A 25,063-nucleotide genomic window follows, 5' to 3' on the forward strand; every position below is an offset into this window, starting at 1 on the left:
ACAATTATAAGGTCTTAGTATTAACTCTTATTAAATAAAGAGTTAACAAAAAGTAAATAATTTTTATTTTGTTATTTAGCCCATTTACTTTGTGGTGCTTTATATGATTCAATTCCTTTTATGATTTCATCAATATCATCACTAACAATCAACATATCAACAAAACTTTTTCCAATAAAACCTTCTTTAACACAGTTTTCTAGAAAGTCAATTAGTTTATTATAGTAACCATTTACATTGTAAAATGCAAAGGGTTTTTCATGGTGTCCAATTTGTGCTGAAGTTAGTACAGAAAAAGTTTCATCTAATGTTCCAAAACCTCCTGGAATTGCTATAAATGCATCTGCTAGTTCTTCCATTTTTGCTTTTCGTTGATTCATTGTGTCAACTTTATAAATTTTAGTAATATTTTTATTTTCAATTTCTTTTGTAACTAGGTCATATGTGATTACACCTGTTACCATATTATTATGTTTAAGTGATTCATTTGAAATAATTCCCATTAATCCTTGAAGTGAACCACCATAGACAATATTGAATTTTTTCAATGCTAATTTTTTAGCTAAATTTTTTGTTGATTCTTCATAAATTATATTATTCCCAAATGAAGAACCACAATATATTGCTATATTCATTTATTTATATCCTTTAGTTTTTCATATGGTCTAAAAATTAAAATTAATCTTGGTAGCAATATTAAATTTGCAATTAATACTGTAATCATAGTAATAACTGTTAATAATCCAAAATATATAGTTGGAATTAGATTAGATAAAACTAAAATTGAGAATCCCATGATTATCACTAATGAAGTATAATACATAGCATATCCAATACTTTCATGTGATCTTCTCATTGAGTTTATATAATTGTGATCTTTTTTAAACTCTTCTTTAAATCTATGAATAAAGTGAATGGTATCATCAACTCCAATTCCTATAGCAATTGCTGCTATCGTAATAGTCATAATATCTAAAGGAATATTTAGCCAACCCATTATTCCAAATATTGCTGAAATAGGTATTATATTCGCTGCAATGGCTATTAGAGATATTTTTAATGATCTGAATAAAATTATAAACATTATAAATAAAATAATAACTACAAATCCTAATGTAGCAATTTGTGATTCAAATAAAGATTGAAGCATATTGTTATATAAAACCATAAGATTAGATAGTTTTACGGTTGTTTCTTTATTTTGGATTATTGTTTTTAAATCATGATTTATTTTATTTAATAAATCATTTCTTCTTAAATTAGGATTTGAATCAACTATTCTAATAGTAATTCTAGCTTCATTCTCATCTATATTAATATATGGAGAAAGTATTAATGTTTTATATTTAGGTGGTAATTGATTATATAATAATGCTAAAGTAATTCCATCTAATTTTTTTCCATTATTTAATGATTGTCCAATTTTTAATAAGGTTGCTAATGATTGAACTTTTCCAACTTCAGGAAGACTCTCTAGATAATCATGAACGGCTGTTATAGTATCCATTTTATCTTGGCTAAACCAATATTGTTTATCATCTGCACTTGCTGCAAATTCATTTTCAAAATCATCAAATTGATCTTTTACTACTTCTTTTATAACAGCTTTAGGCTCATCTTTAAACTTGATAATAATATCTAAAGGTGTTGTTCCTCCGAGATTTTCATCAATTACTTGCATACCTTTATATATGTCTGTTGATTGTTTAAAATAACTAATAAAACTATTCTCAACTATAAGTTTTAAGCTTCCACTTAAAGAAAAAATAAGAACAAGAATACTTGTAACAATAATTAGTTTTCCATTATGTTCTACAATATCTGAACATTTTTTTATAAAAGAAAATCTTGTATTTTCTTGCTCATGTTCATCTTTTTTGTCCATCATTATTAAGATAACTGGGAAAATTAAAAAAGATAAAACTAAAGAAATTGCAATACCTGTACTCATCATAAGACCAAGATTTATAACTGGTTCAATATTTGATAAAACTAAAGAACCAAATCCTGTTATTGTGGTGATAATTGCAAAAAATGATGGATTGAATTTTGATAAAATAGTATTAATAATAAGCTTATATTGACTTGCATTTTTATATTTTACATTTAACTCTCTATATCTTACAATTAAGTGTAGAACTATAGAAATAGTTATGATTAATTGTAAAGCAATAAAGTTTGATGATATAACAGTTACTTCCCAGCCAAATAAACCAAGTGTTCCAGCTGTTGCAATAACAGAGACTAAACATATAAATAAAGGAATTATAATCCATCTAATATGTCTAAAAATATACCATAAAATAAAAACTAAGATTAAAAGTAAAGATGTTCCATAAATAAGTAAGTCATTTTTAACATAACCAACTATATCGCTGGCTATCATATTTACTCCACCTAAAAATATTTTCCCACTAGCTTCATATTTCTTGATAATATTTCTGATGTTTTGTATCTCAATAGTTTCATTTTTTCTTAGTACATCTCTGTACTCTTTAAACTCTAAAATCACTTCTTCAAGTTGTTTATCTTCATCTTTAGATATATTGTTTTCTCTTTTTTTTGCTAATAAAACATTTCTTTTTTCAAGTAATTCAAAATATTTTGTATCTTTTTTTAGATTTAAAACTAAGGCAGTAGTTTTAAAATCACTACTTACTAATGCATTTGAATATAAAGGTGAATTTAGTAACTCATTTTTTACAAGACTTTTATCAAATTCTTTAGTTTCAAGAGAGTCTACTCCTGAAACTAAGTCTGATATTGGTCTAATTGGTGATTGTAATAAAGGAACATTTAAAATTGAAGTTATACTTTCTATTCCTTCAACTTTTGAAAAATCCTCTGAAATATTTTTTATAGTTTCTAAGCTATTTTTTGAAAGTAAATCACTTTTTGGAGAGTAAGTAACAACTAAAAAATCAGAACTATTGTATCTTTTATTAACTTCTCTAAAAAATTTTAAATCTTTATCATCATCTAGAAGTAAAGTTTCAGCAGATGCATCTATCTCAAGTTTTGTAGCATAATAAGCTAAGCTTGAGATAAATACCATTAAAGCTATTAATATAGCTGTTGGATACTTTAATATAAAAGTATCGTATATTCTTTTTACCATTATTTACTATTAGGGCTTTCTAATAATGCAAGCATTTCATCAAAAGATTTTTCTTTTAATAATCCAGCAAATTGTTGTCTATATGTTTGTATAATACTTACACCAACTAAATCTACATCGTAAATTAGCCATTGTTCAGAACCTTTTGCTTTATTATAAAAATTATAGTTTATTTGATAATTTCCATCTTTCCCAACTAATTGTGTTTCTAATTGTAATCTTGTGTTATTATGAGGTTTCAAACCTATTATTTTAACTTTTTGATCATTATAAAGCTCAAGTTTTTCTATATATGATTTTTTTAATTTATTCTCAAATACTTTTGTAAACTCTTTTTGTTTTTCACTTGATATTGAGTTCCAAGTCTCTTTTCCAAGAGATATTCTAGCCATTAACTCATAATCAAAAACTTCATCAATTATTTTAACAATCTCCTCACCTTTTTGAGGGATAGTTAAATTCTTCTTTTCTAAAACTAATAAAACACTATCGATTTTTTTTGTCATTTGTTCTTGTATTTCACTTTGTTTTAAAGCATTTGCATAAGAAAATGTAGATGCAATTATTAATAAAATTGTAAAAATTTTTTTAAACATCATTTATATTATTCCTCTATTTGTTTTTTTCTAGCTTGTGTATAAACATCTCTTAAAAATGGGTATAAGTCTAAAGCATCTTTTTTTATTGATTCGTATTGTCCTAATTTTAATGATGTAGTATTTACGATATTAAAAGTAGCAATTCCCATTTGTTGTAAGAATGTATCTGGTATTTTATAGTTTAAATCACTGCTTCCTGTAGTGCTTAATACACTTACATAAGAATCAGCTCCAATACCTACAATATCTCTTAAATTTGATGGCCCAAGAAATGGTAAAACTACGTGAAAACCATCTCCCACCCCATAAAAACCTAAAGTCTGTCCGAAGTCTTCATTATGTGCTTCCCATTTTAATTCACTTTTAGCAACATCCATAAATCCTGCTAATCCCCATATTGTATTTACTAAAAATCTACCTAGCTCTTCTGCGGAATTTTTGAATTTAAGTTGTAAAACATTGTTTGCAAATCTAACTGGAAACATAAGATTTTTGAAAAAGTTATCAAAGCCAATTCTTACTGTTTGAGGCACTATAAATTCATAACCTCTAGCTGCTGGATCTAAGACATTCATATATATTTTATCATTAAAAGTAGTCATTAATCTATTATAACCACTTAAGGGGTCAAAAACTTCAATTTTGTTTTTATTATATTCCAAATCAAAACCATGGGCAAAGTCATTTTTATTTTTATCTTCAGCAAAGCAAAAAATTGTTAGGGTTATTAATAAAATTATTTTTTTCAAATTTATCCTTTCTGATATATAGTTAACATTATATTAAAAAATTATATAAAAAATGTTTAATAACTATTTTTTAAGTTATTTAATACTTCAATAGCTTGTAATGGATCAACTTGTAAGCCATTTATTCTAAAGGTAAAATGCAAGTGAGGACCTGTTACTCTTCCTGTACTTCCACTAAGACCTAAGACTTCACCTTTTTTTATAAAATCACCAACTTTATAATTCATTGTATTTAAGTGAAAATAACATGAATAAATACCATGACCATGATCTATTACTATAGAGTTTCCTGCATAAAATCTATTTTCTGAGATTCTTACAATTCCTGAGTTTGAAGCAAGAATAGGAGTATTTTCTTTTGCTTGAAAATCTGTGCCTCCATGATATGATTTTAATTCTTTATTATAAACTCTTTTTGTCCCAAAATTACTTGTTATTTTTGAATTTAATGGATATATAAAATCTTCATTCCAATATAGTTCTGGACTTGAGCTATTATAAACCTTCATAGCCTCTTCATACTCTTTTTTTGTTCTAGCTTGTCTTTGTTTATTTGGCTTAAAAATTGAAGGTTTTACATTTATAACTTCACTTTCATAATTTCCATCTATTACATTTAAATCTAAGCCTTTAAATATTTTTTGATTATTTTTTAAATAAGAAAAAATAATTCTATTTTTCCCAAGTTTTTGATAGTAAGAAATAGGAAGTAGGGCATAATAAGAATCAGAAATAAATGGATTTTTATAGAAATCTATATTTTGTTTATCAAAGGTAAGTTTAGGATCGCTTATATTTTCTTCTTTAATTTTTACTAAAACTGTGTTTGCATTTTTAACTTTTGAGCTGGATATATTTAAAGCATTTAAGTTTAAAAATAATATAAATGAGAGTAATAATATTTTTTTCATTCTTTATACTATCAAATTTTATTTTAGAATAAGTTTTATATTTATAAAAATATTATTACAAACCTGCTATAATCCAAAAAAATTTGAAAAACAAATTGGAGTTATTATGGGTAGAGCTTTCGAATATAGAAAAGCAGCAAAAATGAAAAGATGGGGAAATATGTCAAGAGTTTTCCCAAAACTAGCAAAAGCAATTGAAATGGCAGCACGAGCAGGAGTTCCTGATCCTGAAATGAATTCGGCACTTAGAACAGCTATTTTAAATGCAAAAGCTGAAAATATGCCAAAAACAAATATTGATGCAGCTATAAAAAGAGCAAGTGGAAAAGATGCAGCAAATTTTTCTGAAGTAAACTTTGAAGGAAAAGGTCCTCATGGAGTTTTAATTTTTGTTGAAACAGCAACAGATAATAATACAAGAACTGTAGCAAATGTAAAAATGTATTTTAATAAAAATGGTGGTCAAGTTGTACCAACAGGTTCATTAGAATTTTTCTTTGATAGAAAAGCAATTTTTGAGTTTACAAAACCTGCTGATATGGAACTTGAAGATTTAGAATTAGAGTTAATAGATGCTGGTCTTGAAGAGATTGAAGAAGAAGAAGGTCTTGTATTGGCTTATGCTAATTATACTGACTTTGGAAATATGAACCAAAAATTTGAAGAGTTAGGAATAGAGCTTACAAAAGCTGAGTTAAAAAGAATTTCAAATAATCCTCAAGAGTTTTCAGAAGCTCAACAAGATGACATTGGTAAATTACTAGAGAAGCTTGAAGATGATGATGATGTTCAAGCTGTTTATACAAATATAGCTTAATTAAAAAATATTTATTCACTTCTCCATTATTGGGGAATTGAATAAAAGCTTCAAAAACTTAAAAATACTAACAATAATTTAATAATTACTATAATTTTTATTAAGAAAATTAGATATAATCCTTGCATAATTACCCCTTTTTTAGTTTTCATAATTCATTTTAAAAGTTATTAAAATCGGAGTTAAGTTGATTTTCCTTGTGGAAAAATAAAAGGTTTGTGATGTTTAATTATAAGATTGTTTTATTAGGTGATTTTGGAACAGGCAAAACAAGCCTAATCAATCGTTATGTCGATGATAGTTTTAGAGAAGAATATCTAAGTACTATAGGAGTTAGTATTTCAAATAAGACTATTGATACTTTAATAAATAATAAAGTATATACTTCAAATACAATGATATGGGATATTGAAGGAAAAACAGAATTTAAACCAATATTAAGCCATTACTTAAGTGGAGCAAAAGGGTTTATTATAGTTGTTGATGTAACTAGAAAAAATACAATTAATTTAATAGAAGAACATCTAATTCTTTGTGAAAAAACAGAACCTAATTTACCTATTTGTATTGCGTTAAATAAAAGTGATTCTGAACATGAGGAAATTGATTTAATAAATTTTAAAAAACTTTATCCTAATATTATATTTATTACCAAAACTTCTGCAAAAAATAATAGTAATATAGAAAAATTATTTAAAGCATTAAGTGAAAAAATAATTGAGCAATTATTATGATTTTATCAGGATTGATTTTACCTATTATTTGTAAGAAATATAATATTTCTTGTATTTTATTCTCAGAAGATTTTAAAATAGTTGAATTTACTGATAATTTAATTGATTTTGTTAATGATTCCAAAGAAATAACAGTAAATTCAGATATACGAGATTTTTTCTGGGAATTTGTAGGATTAGAAGATAAATTGAAAGATTTAAATATTAATAATAAAGATTATTTACATATCCCAATGCTTTCAAAAAGAGATATATTTTATGATGTGAATATAGAACTTTGTTATTTAGAAACAAATAAAGTTTTTTATATAGCAATGTTTACAAAACAATCAAAACTTACTATGGACTATGTTCAAGCAATACAATTAACAAATCAAGAAAATTTATATAATGAATATCAAAAAGAAGATACAAAGAATAATGAGATTTATTATAATCTAATAAATCAAAAGTTAATTAGCTTTCATATTGATGATAAAGGAATAATTACAGAAGTTAATGAAGCTTGTATCTCTTTTTTTGGTTTAAATCAAAGTGATATGATAGGTTCTCACTTTTCTAAATATTTCTTTTCAAGAGAAATAAAAGTTTCATCAACCCAAGTAGGTAGTGTTTTAAGAGCAAGAGATTTAAATGGAGTTGATATATTTTTTCATACTGATATTATTCCAATGAAATTAACTTATAATAATATGCCTGATAACATAATTATCTGTCAAGATATTACATATCTTAAAAAAATACAATCAGAACTTGAATACTCTGTTAATCATGATAGTTTAACAGGTTTACCTAATCGTACAATGTTAATGAGTAAAATTGAAAATGCCATTTTTGAAAGTAAAAATTCAGAAGACTTTTTCGCACTATGTTTTATTGATTTAAATAAATTTAAAAAAGTAAATGATGAACATGGTCACCATGTAGGTGATATGTTACTTAAACATATTGGAGAAGTTATATCTGATATTATTAGAGATGAAGATACAATTGCACGTCTTGGTGGTGATGAATTTGTAATACTTTTTGAGCATCTTAAATCATTAGAATATTTAAATTTAACATTAAAAAGAATAGAAGAAATTTCAAAAAAGAGTCCACTTTATTATAATAAAGATTTAACAATTCCCTTATCATTTAGTTTAGGAGTAAGTATTTACCCAAAAGATGGAGATAATATTGAAGATTTATTAAATCATGCTGATGAGAAAATGTATGAAGATAAGAAAATAAGAGTATAAACTTACTCTTATTTTATGGTTGAGTTTGAACTTTTGCTATTACTTTTTTTATATCTTCTATTCTAGTGCTTGAACTTGGATGTGTAGATAAAAATTCATTTGTGTCTGTTTTACCTTCACTCATATTTTCCCAAAATTTAAGTGCTTCTTGCATATTGTAACCTGCTTTATGCATTAGATAAATTCCAATTTCATCTGCTTCACTCTCTTGCATTCTCCCATAAGGAAGCATAACCCCAACTTGTGAACCAATTCCATAAGCTTGATTAAATACATTTTGATATTCAGGTGCTCCAACTGCTAATACAACATTTCCTAATAATTGAACTCCTTGTTGTACTTTTGCTGAACTCATTCTTTCTGCTCCATGTCTAGCTAATGCGTGAGCTATTTCATGTGAAATAACAGTTGCTAATTGGTCATCATTTCGTGCAGCTGTTAAAATTCCTGTATATACTACAACTTTACCACCTGGTAAACAATAAGCATTCATAGCTTTGTCTTCAACTAAATTAAATTCCCAAGAAAAGTCGCTTCTATTTGCAACCTTTGCGATTCTTTCTCCAATAGCTTTTACTCTATTAGCATCTTTTGTGCCTGTGATTACTTTTGCATTTGATAAAGCTTCTTCATATGATTTTTCACCTAAAGCTAACTCTTCTTCTTGTGACATAAAAATCATTTGAGACCTATTTGTATAAGGAGTTTTATGTGTACATCCAGCTATTATAATTAAGCTAAGTATTATGAAAATACCGTTTCTTAGAAGTTTCATTTTAGATCCTTTTATTTTTATTATTTATTCTATAATATTATTTATTATAAAATAGTTTACTTTTGTCCTTCTTGTATAAAATTTAATATGTAATTAAACAATTCATCTGTATTTTCACCTCTTATTATTACATGATTTGAAGCTTCAATAATTTTAATACTTTTATATCTTGATTCAATATTTTCATAAATTTCATGGGCTGAACTTGGATTTACAATAGGGTCATCTTTTCCTTGAATTATGAGTATTGGTTTTCTAATTTTATGCAAAGTTTTTTTAGTTTTTTTCATAAGAATACTTAGCTGTTCTATTGCATCAACATAGTGTTTATTATAGTTGATTTCAGGATTTTCAGGAGAATTATCAATATACTCTTTTGCATATTTATCTTCATGAAAAACACTTACAATATCATTCCAAAATGAGATAGCAGGAAGTAGTGTTTTTATTCTAATATCGTTTAGATGAAGTGCTGCATTTATACAAACAAGTCCAACAAACTCTTTGTATTGTTTTTTTGTACTTAAAAGAGCTAATAATCCACCTGTTGAAAAACCTACAATGTAAATTTTTTTATATTGCAATGAGGCTATTATAATAGCTCGTGAAACTGATTTATACCAATCTTCCCATTTTTTATCTTTTAAATCTTCAGGTACGATTCCATGTCCTGCTAATCTTGGAGTAATTACATTTAGATTATTTTTATTTAGATAAATTGCTAATTGTTCGACTTCTTTTGGAGCTGAAGAAAACCCATGAATTGCAATAACACAATTATTTGAATTTGTAGTTTCAAAATATTTTGCTTTTCCAATATTTTTAGGTTTTATATTTTTATCATCTTTATATAATAAATAGCTCTCTTCGTATTCTTTATTTTCTTCATCTTTTAAAATCTGAACTAAATTTTTATTGTTTTCTAACTCATTTTTTTCTAATAGATTTTTTACTATATTTACAACTTTTTCATTTATTAGAATTTCATTTAAAATCACTTTTAAAATATTTTTTAGCCTTATTGTATGATGAGTATGTGAATTTGATAGTTTTTCTTTATTTATTAAAAATTTGTTTTCATCAATAGTGATAATTTCATCTTTTATTGCTAGTTCTAAAATATCTTCAAAGAGTTTGAATTTTTCATAAGAGATTAGATAAATTAAATCTTTATTTATATCTTCATCATAAAAAAGATTTTCTTTTTTTATTTTATAAATTACTAAATAAATCAATCTTTTAAAATACTCTATTTCTATATTATCTGTTGGATTTAAATAAAGAATTAAAGCAAATATATGATCAAAACTTATGGTTAATGACTCATAAATATAGTTCATAAGATTATGAGTAACATCATATCTTAGGGTTTTTAAAATCTCTTCTTGTGAAAGATTTTTATTATATAGTTCACTAATAATATCTTTTGTACTAACAGGTTTTAAAATACGAATTATGATTTTTGAATTTAATATTAAATTACTTTCTATTTCAAGCTCTTCTTTAAAATTATCTCCCATATCATCTATAAGTTTAGAAGCCATATCAACTAAAAAGTTTTTTCCATTTCTTAATTTTGTATAGCTTATATTTATGGGTACTATCATAGTTTCATTTTTATTTATATCACTACATTCATTTATAAAATACTTAGAACTAAAAGAGTCATAATCATCTATTTTATATTCAAAATATTTTTCTCTAAAATATTGTGAGCTAAGAGCAAATACAGCCGCTCCTGTATAAACTCTTTGGCAAGCATCATTTATTTTTACACAAAAGTTATTATCTATTTTAGTAATATCTTTTGCTTTTACCATTATACCCTCAGGAAAAATCATCCAATTTTTGCAAGAAGTTATTAAATCCCCAATAATATGTTCATTTCTATTTTCTTGACTTTTTCTCATGGCACCTAGATTTTGTAAAAAATCACCAAAATATGATTTAAACAAAGAATCATCAGCTATAACTCCTACTTTTTTACCTGTTAGATTATATAGAGTATAAGGTACAAGCATTGCTTCTGTTCTTGTAAAATGATTTGCAATAAACATTTTTGGATTGTCATTTGGAATATTTTCTATTCCTTTTATTTCTATGTTTGCATCGAGAATTTTCTCTAATAAACTTAAAACATATCCATTTGTGTTTAATAACAAATCACTTTGTATCATCGAAGAGTCCTATAATTACTTGCTTTAAATGAATCTACACTTATAACTTCTTGTTTTAAGGCATGGGCTTCTAGCATTTTTTCTATCTCTTCTTTTGATAAAAGATTTTTTTCTAAAAGTTCATTTATCATATTTTCAGAATTGTCTTTTTTTACTGTTTTATTTTTAATAGCTTCTTTTAATATTTTGAAGCTATTTTGAGCCTCTTTATTTAGTTTAACAGCTTCTTGAATTTTTGCTAATCTATCTTCTTTATTTTTAGATATAAATAAACTTGATGTTATATTTTGTAAATAATCGTCATCACTTAAGGTTTTTACTATTTTTGCATTTAAAGAGTCTTTTGCTTTTATTGAAAATGGATTTATTTTCACAAGTGGAAGTAAAAATCCTAAGTATCCAATATTTGAAATAATCTCTTCTCTAGCTTTTTGTATCTCATTAAAACAATAATTGCAAATATAATCAACTAAATCTTCATCTTTTTGATTTGGATTATTTTCAAACTCTCTTAAAGTTGCTGTTATTAAATAGCAGTTTGATAAAATATCTCCAAATCGTGCACTTATATTTTCTCTTTTTTTAAGACTTGGTCCTAAAATTCCTAAAGCTACATTTGTTAAAAGTGTAAATTCAGCACTTACCCAAGTTAATTTTTGTTTATATCTTTGGAAATGCCCTTTTTGACAATTTATTTGCGCTCTTGAAAAATAGTAAGCAAATGATTTTGAAAATGCATTAAATACTAATCCAATATGAGAAAAAAATGCCCTATCAAAACTCTTAACATTGTTGTTATTTAAAGAATTTATTTGAGTGTAAATATATGGATGAGATTTTATTAATCCCTGTCCAAATTGCATTAAATTTCTTGTTAATATATTTGCACCTTCAACTGTGATTGAAATAGGAATTGCAAAATATGCATGGGCTAAAAGATTATTTTCACCTCTAATAATTGCACTTCCACCTAATACATCCATTGCATCGTTTATTACAGTTCTAAACTTTTCTGTTGCATGGTATTTCATAATTGAGTTTATAACACCTGGTTTATGTCCATCATCAATAGCATCTAAAGTGTAGTTTCTTGAAGCATTTAACATATAAGTAAATGCTGCAATTTTTGCAATTTTCTCTTCAACACCTTCAAAATGGTTAATACTAAGTCCAAATTGTTCTCTTAATTGGCAATATGAAGCTACCACATTAAGTGCTAGTTTACTTCCACCAAGACTAACACTTGGAAGAGAGATTCCACGTCCAATTGATAAAGACTCAACTAGCATTTGCCAACCTTTTCCAATACCATCATTTTCACCAATAATATTTTCTAAGTCTATAACAACATCTTTTCCATATAAAGGTGAGTTTACAAATGGAATTCCAAGAGGATCATGTCTTCTTGAATTATCAACTCCTTTTGTTTTAGCATCAATAACAGCAAAAGTAATTCCTAAATCCTCTTTGTCTCCAAGTAAGTGATCAGGATCTTTTAATACAAAAGCAAGACCTATTAAAGTTGCAATATTTCCTAAAGTAATATATCTTTTTTCAAAATTTAATTTGATCTTGATATTTCCTTTTTTATCTTTAAATAAAACACCATTTGATGAAATAGAAGTGGCATCACTTCCTGCATTTGGTTCTGTTAAACCAAAACAAGGAACTTGAATACCAAGTGCTAAATCACTTAGATATTTATCTTTTTGTTTTTGAGTACCATGTTTTAATATTAATTCAGCAGGCCCAAGGGAATTAGGCACCATAATTGTAATAGCTAAAACTTGAGAACGAGAAACTAGTTTTTCAATAACTTTTGAGTGAGCAGTTGCAGAGAATCCTAATCCTCCATACTCTTTTGGGATAATCATTCCAAAGAATTTTTTATCTTTTATAAACTGCCAAACATCAGCCCTTAAATCTCTATCTTGAAAGATTTCCCAGTCATTTGTCATTTCACAAAGTTCATTCACTTCATTGTCTAAAAACTCTTGTTCTTCTTGTGTTAGGTAGGTGATTTTTTGAGCATTTATTTCTTTGAAATTAACTTGTGCCTTAAAAAAATCTGCTTCTACCCAGTTTGTTCCAGCTTGCAGTGCTGCTTCTTCTGTTGGAGATATTTTGGGTAATAAACCATTTTTATTTATAAAATTTACTATTTTACTAGTTATAAATTTTATTCTTAAAGACTGAATCATAAAAATAGCAGCTGCAAGGAAAAATATACTCCAAGAAATAAATCCAAAATCAAAAAATACTAGTGAATAAACACCAACAAATGCAAAATAACTATATAAAGGAAATGAGTAAAACCCAAAAACTAATATAACTAATAATAAAACTAATGCTTCCATAATGCCTCTCCCGTTTCAAAATCTTCATACTGCTCAACTAATTTAATTAAAAGATTAGAAGGCGTAAATCTTTCTCCAAACTCTTTTTCATATTGTTTTAAAGAATCTAAGATATTTTTTAAGCCAATTTCATTTGCATATGATAATAATCCACCTTTATAAGCAGGAAAACCAATACCTGTAATCATTGCAAAATCGATAATTGAAGCATCTGTTACGATATTTTCTTCTAAGCATCTTGAAGCTTCATTTATCATAATATAAATACATCTTTTAACTATTTCATCTTCTTCAATAATTTTATTATTGTTTTCTAGCATAGACGTAACATGTTTATTTGGGTATGCATCATTGCTTGAATATTCATAAAAACCAGCTTTTGTTTTTACTCCTAAAAGCTTAGCTTCATACATTTTTTCTATGATTGAAGCTATTGGCATTCTGCTTCCATAAGACTCATTTAATATAGAAGCTACTTTAAATCCAATATCAACTCCTACGGTATCAGCTAGTGTAAAGGGCCCCATTGGCATTCCAAACTCTTTTATAGCTCTATCTATTTTTTCTATTGATGAGCCTTGTTCTAGTATAAAAGCAGCTTCGTTCATATATGGAAGTAAAATTCTATTTACAATAAATCCTGCACAATCTCCTACTAAAATTGGAGTTTTACCACAAGAAATAAGAAGTTCAAAAACCTTATTTATACTCTCTTTTGAGGTATTTTTTGTTGCTATTACTTCAACAAGAGGCATTATATTTACAGGATTAAAAAAGTGAACTCCTAAGAAGTTTTCTTTATTTTTTACTTCACTTCCTAGTTTTTCAATAGAAATTGAAGAGGTATTTGTAGCTATAATTGCATTTTCATTTATCACTTCTTCAAGCTCTTTATATGTATCCTTTTTGATTCTTTCATCTTCTATAATAGCTTCAATAATAAAATCAAAGTTTTTAAAACCACTTAAATCTTCTGTATAAGAAATAGTATTTAGTTTAAAATCTGCTTGATTTTTAGTCATTCTTTTTGTTTTTATTAGATGATTATATATTTTTGAGACATCTTTTATTAGTTCATTTACTTGGGAAATATCTCTTAGTTTTATTCTTACATCTTTTAAGTATTTTGAGAATAACCAGATTATTCCTTTCCCCATAACACCATTTCCAAGAACAATTGCATTTGAAATAGGATTTGAAGTTTTCTCATAGTTTTTATTTAGTTTTTCAAAAAAGAAAAATAGTTTTATCATATTTTTTGATTCTTTTGAAACAGCCAATTTTGCAAACTCTTTTGCTTCAATTTTTATAGAGTCTTCTAACTCTTTATTTATAGTAGCTTTTATTACTTCCAAAGCAACATAAGGAGCTTTAAAGTCTTTGTTTACCTTTTCTTCTAGACCTTTTAAAGCTTTATTAAATATTATTTGATTTAAAGGTGCATAATTTAAAAGATTGAAATTGTTTCTTGTTTTTAGTGTTCCATATATTGCTTTTTTTACAAAGTCATCTAACATAAACTCTTTTTGTGCATCATCAAATATCGCATCTGCAAGTTTTAATTTATAAGCTTTTTTAGCATCTACTGTTTTACCCGTTAAAATCAAATCTAAGGCATTTATAAGACCTATTAGTTTAGGAGCCCTTATTGTTCCTGCGAAGCCTGGGAAGATTCCTAGTTTTATCTCTGGAAAGGCTAGTTTTGTTTTTTCATTTGTAGATAAAACTCTATATTTACAAGCAAGGGCCAGCTCAAGGCCTCCACCCATACAAGCACCATTTATATAAGCAATTGTAGGAATTGGAAGATTCTCAAGTTTATTAAATATTTCATGAACTTCCATCAAAGCTTCATAAACTTCTTTTTCATCTTTTAGTTTTTCAATCTCTTTTATATCAGCACCTGCAATAAAAATATTCTTTTTTGCACTATCTATTACTAAAGCTTTTATTGAAGTATCATCTTTTATTTGATCTAGTATTTCATCAAATTCTCTTAAAATTTCGAATGATAATTTATTTATTTTTTCATTTTCTAAATCAAAAGTAAGTGTTGCTATGTTTTGATTTATTTCTAAAGTCATATTGCTCATTTTATACCTCCAATAGAAAAGATGCACCTTGTCCGCCACCAATACAAAGTGTCGCAAGACCAAGTTTTTTATCTTTTCTTTTTAATTCTTTTAAAGCAGTTAATACAATTCTAGCTCCACTCATACCAACAGGATGACCAAGAGCTATTGCTCCTCCATTTACATTTAAAATAGATTCATCAATCTCGCCAATTACAGAACTATTAAAGGTTTTTTTACAAAACTCATTTGAGTTAAATGCCTTTATATTTGCTATAACTTGTGCTGCAAAAGCTTCATTTAATTCTATTAAATCTATATCTTTTAAACTTACACCTGTTTTATCAAAGAGTTTTTTTGTAGCATAAACAGGACCTAATCCCATCCTATGTGCATCAAGTCCTGCGTATGCATAATCATTTATAAAACCAAGCGGCTCTAGGTTTAACTCACGTGCTTTTGATTCACTACAAACTATCAATGAGCAAGCTCCATCTGAAACTTGAGATGAATTTCCAGCTGTTACTGTACCACTTAGTCTGTCAAAAATTGGATTTAATTTATTTAAAGCTTCAATAGTTTGATTAAATCTAACTCCATCATCATCCATAATAGAAGCATCTTTTGTCATAATAGGATGGATTTCATTTTTAAATATTTTGTTTTCTATGGCCTTTTGGGCTTTTAAGTGAGAATTTAAAGCATATTCATCTTGAGCAGCTCTGCTTATTTTAAACTCATTTGCTAAATTCTCAGCTGTTATTCCCATGATTTTTCCAGATATTGGATCGGTTAATCCTGAAATTAAGCCAATAGTAGGTTTTAAAAATCCTAATCTAAAAGAAGCTAGAGTTTTTAGTTTTTCACCGGCACTTCTTGCATAAGTAAATTTTGTAATAAAATTTCGAAATTCATCACTATAAAGTATTGGAATATTACTCATAGATTCCATTCCCCCAACTAGATATAAGTCACCTTGTTTTGAGTGAATTTTTTCAATTGCACTTGAAATTGATTGCATTCCAGAGGCACAGTTTCTATGAACTGTATACGCTGGTGTAGCTTGAGGAAATCCAGCACGAATTGCCATTACTCTTGCTATATTTGCAGAGTTTGCAGGTTGGGCTACATTTCCCATAATTACTTCATCAAAAAGTTCATAAGGAAGATTGTTTCTTAAAACTAACTCTTTTGTAATAATTGCTCCTAAGGTATCTGCACTAACACTGTTTAATTTACCATTTGCTTTTGCTATTGGACTTCTAAGTCCATCTATTATGGCTATTCTTTCTTTCATTTTTAGCTCCTAATACATACTATTTATAATCTTTTCATATTTCTCTTCGATTTTATTTCTACAAATTTTCATAGAAGGAGTTAACTCACCACCCTCTATGGAAATATCGTTTGTAATGATTTTAAAATCTACTATTTTTTCCCACTCATTTAAATCTTTGTTTATACTTTTTATATAATCTGAAATATTTTTAATAATATCACTTTTGTTATAATATTCTTCTATAGTTAAAGAACTATTTGCTTTTTTTGCAATTTCATATTTTTCTTTATCCACGAAAAGTAGGGCAGTGGTGTATTTTTTATTTTGAGATATAACAAGAGCAAACTCTACATATCTATTTTTTGAGAGTTTTTGCTCAATGGCAACTGCATTTACATACTCACCCGTTGAAGTTTTGAATATCTCTTTTGCCCTAGATGTAATATAAAGGTATCCATCTTCATCTAAAAAAGCATTATCTCCTGTATGAAGCCAGCCTTCTTTATCTATGGTTTTAGCTGTTAATTCTTCTTGATTTAAGTAACCAGCCATAAGAGATGGACCTTGTACTAAAAGCTCCTTATTTTCATTTATTTTAATTTTTGCACTTGGGATTATTTTTCCACAAGAACCTACTTTATTTGCATTTGGATAGTTTGTAGAAATCACAGGTGAAAACTCTGTTAATCCATAACCTTGATAAACAGGCAGACCAATATTTACAAAAAACTGAGCTATCTCTTTAGAAAGTGGTGCTCCACCGCTTATTAGTTTTTGTAGTCTTGAGCCAAATATATCTCTTAGTTTTGAGTAAACAATTTTGTCATACACTTTGAAAAGTAGAGCATTTTTATTTATGTTTTCTTTTAGGGCATATTTAAATGCCAAACTTGCAATTATCTTAGAAATCAAAGGTTTTTCAGAAATATTTGATTTGATTTTATTAAATATTTTTTCAAGAAGTCTAGGAACGGCTGTCATAATAGTAGGTTTTACTATTTTTAAAAGATTAGAAACATTTGTAATCTCATCTACAAAATAAATAGAAATCCCACGAGATAAATAATAACTCATTACAGTTCGTTCAAATATATGAGCCAAAGGAAGCAAAGACAAAGCAATCTCTTTTTGATCTAAATTTATTAAAGTATTAATATCGTGAAGTTGTGAAACTATATTTTTATGAGTTAACATCACACCTTTTGGTGTTCCTGTATTTCCACTTGTGTATATGATAGAAAACACTTCATTTTCATTTGAAATATGAGGAATAAAACCACTTGCATCACATATTTGTTTTCCAATAACAAGTATTTCATCAAAATTATAAAAATTTGACTCTTTGATACAAAAATTATGGGTAATAAAAATTAAATGTGAATTTTCAACTTCTATATCTTTTAGTCTTTCTTGGGAATCAATAAACATATATTTCATCTTTGAATCACTAATTTCAAAGTTTAAATTCACACTAGAAATATTTGCAAAAATTGGTACAGAAATAGCACCCACTTCATGAATAGCAAAATCAAAAATCAACCAAAATGGAGATGAATTAGCAAAGATACCAACAGTATCACCTTTTTGAATACCTAAATCTTTTAGGGCAAGACTTAAGCAAATGATTTTATTTTTAAAATCATCGGTTGAAATATTTTGATATTTGCCATTTGATAGATAATTTAAAAAATATTTATTCTCATAATTTGAGCTTATGTGAGAAAATAGTTCACTATATGTTTTGAAATTGTAATTATTCATACCATATCCTATTTATAAATATTGTACTTATGTCTATAATTGTAACAAAAAAATGAAAAACAATTTTTTTTGCTCTTTAAAGAGAAAGTAATTTTGATAGATTTTTGGATTTTATGTCTGATTTTACACAATTTATCCCTTAAAACTACCCCTCTATATAATATTGTCTAAAGTTATTTTCAAGGGGCTTTTGGCTATTATTCGGAAAAATTTACAAATTTTGCAAAAAAGAGTCATTTGAGAGTCATTTGATTGGTATAATTATACTTGCAAAAAAAATCGGCATATTTACGACACTCGAAAAGTGTAAAATCAACTAATTTAATAAAAAGGAAAACGATAAATGAAAGGCATAATCCTAGCAGGTGGAAGTGGAACAAGACTTTACCCAATCACAAAAGGTATCTCAAAACAATTAGCACCTATTTATGATAAGCCAATGATTTATTATCCTTTATCAGTTTTAATGCTAGCAGGTATCAAAGAAGTACTTATTATCTCAACTGCAAATGATTTACCAAGATTTGAAGAACTTTTAGGTGATGGAAGTGATTTAGGAATGGAATTTTCTTATGTTGTTCAACCCTCTCCTGATGGATTAGCTCAAGCTTTTATTTTAGGTGAAGAGTTTTTAGCAGGTGATGATGCTTGTTTAGTTTTAGGTGATAATATTTTTTATGGTCATGGTATTACTAATCTTTTAGCTAACTCAATTAAAAATGCAAAAGAAGAAAATAAAGCTACAGTATTTGGTTATAGAGTAATGGATCCAGAAAGATATGGAGTTGCAGGATTTGATGAAAATGGTAATGTAACTTCAATAGAAGAGAAACCAAAAGTTCCAAAATCAAACTACGCAGTAGTAGGTTTATACTTCTACCCAAATGATGTAGTAAAAAAAGCAAAAGAAGTAAAACCTTCAGATCGTGGTGAACTTGAAATTACAACTTTAAATCAAGATTATCTAAATGAAAATAGATTAAAAGTAGAACTTATGGGAAGAGGATACGCTTGGCTTGATACAGGAACACATGAAAGTATGCTTGAAGCTTCTAATTTTATTCAAACAATAGAACATAGACAAGGACTAAAAGTAGCTTGTTTAGAAGAAATAGCATATGAAATGGGATATATCTCAAAAGAAAAACTTCTAGAACTAGCAGAGCCTCTAAAAAAGAATAACTATGGTCAATATTTGATAAAAAGAGCTGCTGAAGGAAAAGTTGCAAGATGAATTTTGTAAGAACAAATATAGCAGATGTTGTTGTAATAGAGCCATTGGTTCATGGAGATCATAGAGGTTACTTTGTAGAAACTTTCAGAGCTGATAAATTAGAAGCTTTTTTAGGATATAAACTAAACTTCGGTCAAGATAATGAATCAAAATCTTCAAAGGGAGTTCTTCGAGGTCTTCACTATCAACTTCCTCCCCATGCACAAACAAAACTAGTACGTGTAATTCAAGGAAGAGTTTTAGATGTTGCAGTTGATATTAGACGTAACTCTCCAACATTTGGACAACATGTAGCTGTTGAATTATCAGCTGATAATAAAAAACAACTTCTAGTGCCAAGAGGCTTCGCACATGGATTTGTAGTTTTAGAAGATGATACTATTTTTGCATATAAAGTTGATAACTATTACTCTCCTGAATGTGATAGAGGAATAGCTTTTAATGATCCAGCTTTAAATATCAATTGGCAATTAGAACACGCAGAATTAAAACTATCAGATAAAGATACAAAACAACCAAAACTAAATGAAACTAATGATTTATTTGAATTTGGAGTAGATTATTATGCCTAGTGAAAAAAAAACTTTTAATATCCTAGTAACAGGTTCAAACGGACAATTAGGTTCAGAAATAAAAGAACTATCATCAAACTATGATTATAATTTTTTCTTCACAGATAGAACAAATCTAGATATTACTTCTAAAGATGATATCAAATCTTCCTGTGAAAAAAACTCTATAAATGTAATCATAAACTGCGCAGCATATACAGCAGTGGATAAAGCAGAAACAGATATAGAAAATGCAGATTTAGTAAATAGAAAAGCAGTAAAAAAACTAGCTTTAGTATCTCAAGAATTAAATATCAAATTAATTCATATCTCAACTGATTATGTATTTGATGGAAAAAACTTCAAACCATATTGTGAAGAATACCAAACAAATCCTCAAGGAATATATGGTAAAACAAAACTTGATGGTGAAAATGAAATGATAAATATAAATCCAAAAAATTCTATCATCATTAGAACTTCTTGGGTTTACTCTTTCTATGGAAATAACTTTGTAAAAACAATGTTACGTTTAGGAAAAGAAAAAGAATCTTTAGGTGTAATATTTGATCAAGTAGGAACTCCAACCTATGCAAAAGATTTGGCTATTACTATTCTAGATATAATTCCACAAATTCAAAATTCAAAATTAAGCATTTATAATTATAGCAACGAAGGTGTACTATCTTGGTATGACTTTGCAAAAGAGATTATGAAAATGGCAAAATTGGATTGTAAAATAAATCCTATAGAGACATTCCAATATCCGACACCAGCAAAGAGACCACATTTTTCACTTTTAAATAAAAGTAAAATAAAATCTACTTTTAATATAGAAATACCATACTGGAAAGATGGTTTGGATGATTGTTTAAAAAGACTTGGTGAGAGAAAATAAAAAATTAATTGAAGGATATCATAATGCATACTTTGAAAATAAATGTTGAAGACAATGTTTACACTCATTTAAAGTTTTTTTTAGAAAGTTTAAATAATAAAGGAATTGAAGTTATTGAAGATAAAATATTAGAGAACGATACTTCTAAAAGAAATTTTTTATTTAATGCTATTTCTATAGATACTTCAAATTTTAAATTTAATAGAGAAGAGGCAAATGAAAGATAAAATATTTTTAGATACAAATATTATTATATATTGTTATTCAAATAGTGAAATAAAAAAGCAAACTATTGCTAGATCGTTGTTTGAAAGATATGATAGTTTATTTATATCTAAGCAAGTTATAAATGAAATGACCAATATTTTATTTAAAAAATTCAAACTAGAATCATATCAAGTTGAAAATACAATAATAGAAATATCTAAAATAGTAAATACTTATGATTTTAATCTTGATACACAAGTGAAAGCTATACACTTGAAAAATAAGTATAATTTACAATATTATGATGCTTTAATAATAGCAACAGCCTTAAAAAATAATTGCAATATACTTTTCAGTGAAGATATGCAAAATAATCTAATAATAGAAAATAAATTAACTATAATAAACCCATTTAAAGAGAAATAAAATGAAAACAAAAAATACAACAAAAAACATACTACTAACAGGAACAGCAGGATTCATAGGATCAAACTTCGTGCCATATTTCCTAAATAAATATCCAGATTATAATCTAATAAATCTAGACTTATTAACTTACGCAGGAACTCTAGATAACCTAAAAGAGTGTGATAATAATCCAAGATATAAATTTATAAAAGGTGATATCTGTAATAGAGAATTAGTAGAATTTATATTTACTGAATATGATATAAATGGTGTTATTCACTTTGCAGCTGAATCTCATGTAGATAACTCTATCAAAAACCCAGGTGTGTTTGTACAAACAAATGTAACAGGTACTTTTACTCTAATTGATGTTGCATATAAATATTGGATGAATAAACCATTTGAATATAAAGAAAATTATAATAACTCAAGATTTCATCATATCTCAACAGATGAAGTATATGGAACGCTTTCAGAAGATCCAACAGATTTATTTACTGAAACTACACCTTATGCTCCAAACTCTCCATACTCAGCTTCTAAAGCATCTTCAGATATGATTGTAAGAGCTTATAATGAAACATATGGAATGAATACAGTAATTACAAACTGCTCAAATAACTATGGACCAAAACAACATGATGAAAAACTAATTCCAACTATTATAAGAAATGCCCTACAAGGAAAAACAATTCCTATCTATGGTGATGGAAAAAATATAAGAGATTGGTTGTATGTACTTGATCATTGTAAAGGTATAGATGTAGTTTACCACACAGGTAAAACTGCAAATACTTATAATATCGGTGGAAGAAATGAAAGAACGAATCTTCAAATAGTAGATAGAATCTGTACTATTCTTGATGAAAAATATCCAATAAATACAAATACACAAATAACAAATTACAAATTACAATCTTATAAAGATTTAATAACTTTTGTAGAAGATAGAGCAGGACATGATAGAAGATATGCGATTGATGCAAGTAAGTTAGAAAATGAACTCGGATGGAAAGCTGATGAGAATTTTGATAGTGGGATTTTACTTACTATTGAGTGGTATTTGAATAAATATAATATGAGTGAGAAATAATTGAACTTTTTAAAAACATTTTATAGATTTCTAAGAGATATTCTTAAAAATAAAAAATTATTAGTAGATCTTGCAAAAAATGACTTCAAATCAAGATATTTGGGTAATTATCTTGGTTTCTTATGGGCATTTGTTCAACCCATGGTAACGATAATAATATATTGGTTTGTATTTCAAATAGGATTTAAAAGTATGCCTGTTGATAATTTTCCATTTATACTTTGGCTTGTAACAGGTATAATACCATGGTTTTTCTTTGCAGATAGTTTACAAAGTGCTACAAATTCAATTTTACAAAATAGTTTTTTGGTGAAAAAAATAGTTTTTAGAGTATCTTTGCTACCAATTATACAAATAATATCAGCTCTTGTAATTCATATCTTTTTCATACTTTTTCTGTTTGGAATGTTTTTATATTATGGTTATAGTCCTACTATGTATTGGTTACAAATACCTTATTATACTTTATGTATTATATTTTTTGTTTTAGGTTTATCTTGGTTTACAAGTTCTATTGTTGTATTTTTCAGAGATTTGGGACAAATAATAGGAATGACTATTCAATCTCTTTTTTGGCTTACTCCGATTATTTGGTCATTTAAAATTTTACCTGAGAAATATTTTTATATAATTAAATATAACCCATTGTATTACATTATAGAGGGATATAGAGATAGTTTTATATCAAATACTTGGTTTTGGGAAAAGATGGATTTGAGTATTCAGTATTGGATTATTACATTAATATTTTTCTTTGGTGGGGCAGTAGTATTTAGAAAACTTAGACCTCATTTTGCGGATGTGTTATGATGAGTAATATAGCTATTAAAGTAAGTCATCTTACAAAAGTATACAAACTATATGATAAACCAATAGATAGACTAAAAGAGTCACTTCATCCACTAAAAAAACAGTATCATAAAGATTTTTATGCACTAAATGATGTGAGTTTTGAGATAAAAAAAGGTGAAACGGTAGGAATCATCGGGAAAAATGGTGCAGGTAAATCTACTCTTCTTAAGATAATTACAGGTGTTCTAACATCAACTAGTGGACATGTTCATACAAAGGGAAGAATATCATCACTTCTTGAACTTGGAGCAGGGTTTAATTCTGAGTACACGGGAATAGAAAACATCTATCTTCAAGGTACACTTGTGGGATATAGCCATGAAGAAATGAAATTAAAAATAGATGAGATTTTAGCTTTTGCAGATATAGGAAATTTTGTATATCAACCAGTAAGATCATATAGTAGTGGTATGTTCGCAAGACTTGCTTTTGCTGTTGCAATAAATATAGATCCAGATATTTTGATAGTAGATGAGGCATTAAGCGTAGGTGATTTTGCTTTTCAATCGAAATGCTTTCAAAAATTTCAATCATTTCAAGAAGCAGGAAAAACAATACTTTTTGTAAGTCATAGCACTCAGCAGATTATTCAGTATTGTAATAAGGCCATACTTATTCATAATGGAAAAATGATTAAATATTCAGATGATGTAAAACAAACTACTTATGATTATGAAGTACTAATAAGAAAACATGATGATATAGTTTTATCAGAATCTTTAGAAAATAAAGTAGATCTTATCGAAGAAAAATTTGATTATGACATTACACCAAATAAAGAAGTAAATGAACATAGATTTGGTACACATGAAGCAATTTTTAGAAAAATAACACTTTCTCATAAGAAAAATGCTTCCTGCTCAGATCTTATTCTTACTGCAGGTGAAAAAGTATATTTACTGTTTTATATTATGTCAAAAAGAAATCTATCATCTATAGTAATAGGAGTAAGTATTAAAAATAGAGATGGGGTAACTATCTGGGGAGATAATACTGTTGGTACAAGTATTTCATTGAAAAATGGTTTAAATAAAATATCAATGGAATTTGATTTAAATCTTATGTCAGGTGAATATTTTTTATATTGTGGAATGGCTGATATATCAACAGAGTCAAGAGTTGAATTAGATCAGCGTTGGCAACAACAAAAAATATCAATTATTAACATAAAAACACAAGCTGAAGGATTTGTTTTTTCTCCAGCTAGTATATTAATTCATTAAGGAAAAA

22 protein-coding genes are annotated in these 25,063 nt (G+C 26.9%); 11 read left to right on the top strand and 11 right to left on the bottom strand.

The annotated features are described in order from the left end of the window. Nucleotides 1-71: 71 nt before the first annotated feature. Genes ABVS04_RS12880 through ABVS04_RS12900 form a run of 5 tightly spaced genes read right to left on the bottom strand, consistent with a single transcriptional unit; the run spans nucleotide 72 to nucleotide 5,377 of the window. Entirely contained in the window at nucleotides 72-635 is a 564-nt protein-coding gene (locus ABVS04_RS12880) for a TIGR00730 family Rossman fold protein (protein WP_368031153.1), read from the bottom strand. Continuing rightward, nucleotides 632-3,118 carry an RND family transporter gene (locus tag ABVS04_RS12885; protein WP_368031154.1) on the bottom strand — a complete coding sequence of 829 codons (2,487 nt, stop codon included), beginning with the start codon at nucleotides 3,116-3,118 and terminating at the stop codon, nucleotides 632-634. The genes ABVS04_RS12880 and ABVS04_RS12885 overlap by 4 nt, the downstream gene beginning before the upstream one ends. Next, entirely contained in the window at nucleotides 3,118-3,717 is a 600-nt protein-coding gene (locus tag ABVS04_RS12890; protein ID WP_368031155.1) for an ABC transporter substrate-binding protein, read from the bottom strand. Before ABVS04_RS12890 ends, ABVS04_RS12885 begins: the two co-directional genes overlap by 1 nt. A gap of 5 nt (nucleotides 3,718-3,722) precedes the next feature. After that, the gene (locus ABVS04_RS12895; RefSeq protein ID WP_368031157.1) at nucleotides 3,723-4,466 is read right to left on the bottom strand and encodes a VacJ family lipoprotein; all 744 of its coding nucleotides are present in this window, start codon (nucleotides 4,464-4,466) and stop codon (nucleotides 3,723-3,725) included. A gap of 56 nt (nucleotides 4,467-4,522) precedes the next feature. Further along, the gene (locus ABVS04_RS12900; protein ID WP_368031159.1) at nucleotides 4,523-5,377 is read right to left on the bottom strand and encodes a M23 family metallopeptidase; all 855 of its coding nucleotides are present in this window, start codon (nucleotides 5,375-5,377) and stop codon (nucleotides 4,523-4,525) included. 106 nt (nucleotides 5,378-5,483) lie between these two features. Between ABVS04_RS12900 and ABVS04_RS12905 the strand changes: the two genes are divergently transcribed. From ABVS04_RS12905 to ABVS04_RS12915, 3 genes are all read left to right on the top strand, one after another. Then, on the top strand, nucleotides 5,484-6,194 hold the full coding sequence (locus tag ABVS04_RS12905) for a YebC/PmpR family DNA-binding transcriptional regulator (RefSeq protein ID WP_368031161.1): 711 nt from the start codon (nucleotides 5,484-5,486) through the stop codon (nucleotides 6,192-6,194). A 221-nt stretch (nucleotides 6,195-6,415) separates the two neighbouring features. Then, nucleotides 6,416-6,928 (top strand): Rab family GTPase, encoded by a 513-nt coding sequence (locus tag ABVS04_RS12910; RefSeq protein WP_368031163.1) that lies wholly within the window; start codon nucleotides 6,416-6,418, stop codon nucleotides 6,926-6,928. Beyond that, a complete protein-coding gene (locus tag ABVS04_RS12915; protein WP_368031164.1) occupies nucleotides 6,925-8,169 on the top strand; it encodes a diguanylate cyclase in 1,245 nt (414 codons plus the stop codon). The genes ABVS04_RS12910 and ABVS04_RS12915 overlap by 4 nt, the downstream gene beginning before the upstream one ends. A 13-nt stretch (nucleotides 8,170-8,182) precedes the next feature. Here ABVS04_RS12915 and ABVS04_RS12920 read toward each other — a convergent pair whose 3' ends face one another. From ABVS04_RS12920 to ABVS04_RS12945, 6 genes are read right to left on the bottom strand one after another with little or no spacing between them, the layout of a single operon-like run. Next, a complete protein-coding gene (locus ABVS04_RS12920; RefSeq protein ID WP_368031165.1) occupies nucleotides 8,183-8,944 on the bottom strand; it encodes a M48 family metallopeptidase in 762 nt (253 codons plus the stop codon). 56 nt (nucleotides 8,945-9,000) lie between these two features. Beyond that, nucleotides 9,001-11,121: an alpha/beta fold hydrolase gene (locus ABVS04_RS12925; RefSeq protein WP_368031166.1), complete on the bottom strand. Its 2,121-nt coding sequence runs from the start codon at nucleotides 11,119-11,121 to the stop codon at nucleotides 9,001-9,003. Continuing rightward, nucleotides 11,118-13,478 carry an acyl-CoA dehydrogenase gene (locus ABVS04_RS12930; protein WP_368031167.1) on the bottom strand — a complete coding sequence of 787 codons (2,361 nt, stop codon included), beginning with the start codon at nucleotides 13,476-13,478 and terminating at the stop codon, nucleotides 11,118-11,120. Before ABVS04_RS12930 ends, ABVS04_RS12925 begins: the two co-directional genes overlap by 4 nt. Next, complete coding sequence (locus ABVS04_RS12935; RefSeq protein ID WP_368031168.1) at nucleotides 13,466-15,562, bottom strand: 3-hydroxyacyl-CoA dehydrogenase NAD-binding domain-containing protein; 2,097 nt, start codon at nucleotides 15,560-15,562, stop codon at nucleotides 13,466-13,468. The genes ABVS04_RS12930 and ABVS04_RS12935 overlap by 13 nt, the downstream gene beginning before the upstream one ends. A 10-nt stretch (nucleotides 15,563-15,572) precedes the next feature. Beyond that, entirely contained in the window at nucleotides 15,573-16,847 is a 1,275-nt protein-coding gene (locus ABVS04_RS12940; protein ID WP_368031170.1) for an acetyl-CoA C-acyltransferase, read from the bottom strand. A 9-nt stretch (nucleotides 16,848-16,856) separates the two neighbouring features. Then, nucleotides 16,857-18,590, bottom strand: coding sequence for a long-chain fatty acid--CoA ligase (locus ABVS04_RS12945; RefSeq protein WP_368031171.1), 1,734 nt, complete (start codon nucleotides 18,588-18,590; stop codon nucleotides 16,857-16,859). Nucleotides 18,591-18,933: 343 nt separating this feature from the next. Between ABVS04_RS12945 and rfbA the strand changes: the two genes are divergently transcribed. Genes rfbA through ABVS04_RS12985 form a run of 8 tightly spaced genes read left to right on the top strand, consistent with a single transcriptional unit; the run spans nucleotide 18,934 to nucleotide 25,056 of the window. Further along, nucleotides 18,934-19,824 carry a glucose-1-phosphate thymidylyltransferase RfbA gene (rfbA, locus tag ABVS04_RS12950; RefSeq protein ID WP_368031172.1) on the top strand — a complete coding sequence of 297 codons (891 nt, stop codon included), beginning with the start codon at nucleotides 18,934-18,936 and terminating at the stop codon, nucleotides 19,822-19,824. Further along, nucleotides 19,821-20,396, top strand: coding sequence for a dTDP-4-dehydrorhamnose 3,5-epimerase (gene rfbC, locus ABVS04_RS12955; RefSeq protein WP_368031173.1), 576 nt, complete (start codon nucleotides 19,821-19,823; stop codon nucleotides 20,394-20,396). The genes rfbA and rfbC overlap by 4 nt, the downstream gene beginning before the upstream one ends. Then, on the top strand, nucleotides 20,389-21,273 hold the full coding sequence (rfbD, locus tag ABVS04_RS12960; RefSeq protein ID WP_368031174.1) for a dTDP-4-dehydrorhamnose reductase: 885 nt from the start codon (nucleotides 20,389-20,391) through the stop codon (nucleotides 21,271-21,273). Before rfbC ends, rfbD begins: the two co-directional genes overlap by 8 nt. 23 nt (nucleotides 21,274-21,296) lie before the next feature. Then, nucleotides 21,297-21,500, top strand: a complete 204-nt coding sequence (locus tag ABVS04_RS12965; protein ID WP_368031175.1) for a hypothetical protein — start codon at nucleotides 21,297-21,299, stop codon at nucleotides 21,498-21,500. After that, on the top strand, nucleotides 21,490-21,906 hold the full coding sequence (locus ABVS04_RS12970; RefSeq protein WP_368031176.1) for a PIN domain-containing protein: 417 nt from the start codon (nucleotides 21,490-21,492) through the stop codon (nucleotides 21,904-21,906). The genes ABVS04_RS12965 and ABVS04_RS12970 overlap by 11 nt, the downstream gene beginning before the upstream one ends. Before the next feature lies 1 nt (nucleotide 21,907). Continuing rightward, nucleotides 21,908-22,981, top strand: coding sequence for a dTDP-glucose 4,6-dehydratase (gene rfbB, locus ABVS04_RS12975; RefSeq protein ID WP_368031177.1), 1,074 nt, complete (start codon nucleotides 21,908-21,910; stop codon nucleotides 22,979-22,981). Continuing rightward, nucleotides 22,982-23,791 (top strand): ABC transporter permease, encoded by an 810-nt coding sequence (locus tag ABVS04_RS12980; RefSeq protein ID WP_368031178.1) that lies wholly within the window; start codon nucleotides 22,982-22,984, stop codon nucleotides 23,789-23,791. After that, the gene (locus ABVS04_RS12985; RefSeq protein ID WP_368031179.1) at nucleotides 23,788-25,056 is read left to right on the top strand and encodes an ABC transporter ATP-binding protein; all 1,269 of its coding nucleotides are present in this window, start codon (nucleotides 23,788-23,790) and stop codon (nucleotides 25,054-25,056) included. Before ABVS04_RS12980 ends, ABVS04_RS12985 begins: the two co-directional genes overlap by 4 nt. The last annotated feature ends 7 nt before the right edge of the window (nucleotides 25,057-25,063 follow it).

It is taken from the genome of Arcobacter sp. s6, assembly GCF_040884245.1.
Classification (GTDB): Bacteria; Campylobacterota; Campylobacteria; order Campylobacterales; family Arcobacteraceae; genus Aliarcobacter.

Coding starts and splice junctions, on each gene's coding strand:
- ABVS04_RS12890 (WP_368031155.1), bottom strand. CDS start 3,717: ATGATGTTTAAAAAAATTTTTACAATTTTATTAATAATTGCATCTACA.
- rfbC (WP_368031173.1), top strand. CDS start 19,821: ATGAATTTTGTAAGAACAAATATAGCAGATGTTGTTGTAATAGAGCCA.
- ABVS04_RS12970 (WP_368031176.1), top strand. CDS start 21,490: ATGAAAGATAAAATATTTTTAGATACAAATATTATTATATATTGTTAT.
- ABVS04_RS12945 (WP_368031171.1), bottom strand. CDS start 18,590: ATGAATAATTACAATTTCAAAACATATAGTGAACTATTTTCTCACATA.
- rfbA (WP_368031172.1), top strand. CDS start 18,934: ATGAAAGGCATAATCCTAGCAGGTGGAAGTGGAACAAGACTTTACCCA.
- ABVS04_RS12985 (WP_368031179.1), top strand. CDS start 23,788: ATGATGAGTAATATAGCTATTAAAGTAAGTCATCTTACAAAAGTATAC.
- ABVS04_RS12940 (WP_368031170.1), bottom strand. CDS start 16,847: ATGAAAGAAAGAATAGCCATAATAGATGGACTTAGAAGTCCAATAGCA.
- rfbD (WP_368031174.1), top strand. CDS start 20,389: ATGCCTAGTGAAAAAAAAACTTTTAATATCCTAGTAACAGGTTCAAAC.
- ABVS04_RS12935 (WP_368031168.1), bottom strand. CDS start 15,562: ATGACTTTAGAAATAAATCAAAACATAGCAACACTTACTTTTGATTTA.
- ABVS04_RS12885 (WP_368031154.1), bottom strand. CDS start 3,118: ATGGTAAAAAGAATATACGATACTTTTATATTAAAGTATCCAACAGCT.
- ABVS04_RS12915 (WP_368031164.1), top strand. CDS start 6,925: ATGATTTTATCAGGATTGATTTTACCTATTATTTGTAAGAAATATAAT.
- ABVS04_RS12920 (WP_368031165.1), bottom strand. CDS start 8,944: ATGAAACTTCTAAGAAACGGTATTTTCATAATACTTAGCTTAATTATA.
- ABVS04_RS12905 (WP_368031161.1), top strand. CDS start 5,484: ATGGGTAGAGCTTTCGAATATAGAAAAGCAGCAAAAATGAAAAGATGG.
- ABVS04_RS12965 (WP_368031175.1), top strand. CDS start 21,297: ATGCATACTTTGAAAATAAATGTTGAAGACAATGTTTACACTCATTTA.
- ABVS04_RS12900 (WP_368031159.1), bottom strand. CDS start 5,377: ATGAAAAAAATATTATTACTCTCATTTATATTATTTTTAAACTTAAAT.
- ABVS04_RS12925 (WP_368031166.1), bottom strand. CDS start 11,121: ATGATACAAAGTGATTTGTTATTAAACACAAATGGATATGTTTTAAGT.
- rfbB (WP_368031177.1), top strand. CDS start 21,908: ATGAAAACAAAAAATACAACAAAAAACATACTACTAACAGGAACAGCA.
- ABVS04_RS12880 (WP_368031153.1), bottom strand. CDS start 635: ATGAATATAGCAATATATTGTGGTTCTTCATTTGGGAATAATATAATT.
- ABVS04_RS12930 (WP_368031167.1), bottom strand. CDS start 13,478: ATGGAAGCATTAGTTTTATTATTAGTTATATTAGTTTTTGGGTTTTAC.
- ABVS04_RS12910 (WP_368031163.1), top strand. CDS start 6,416: ATGTTTAATTATAAGATTGTTTTATTAGGTGATTTTGGAACAGGCAAA.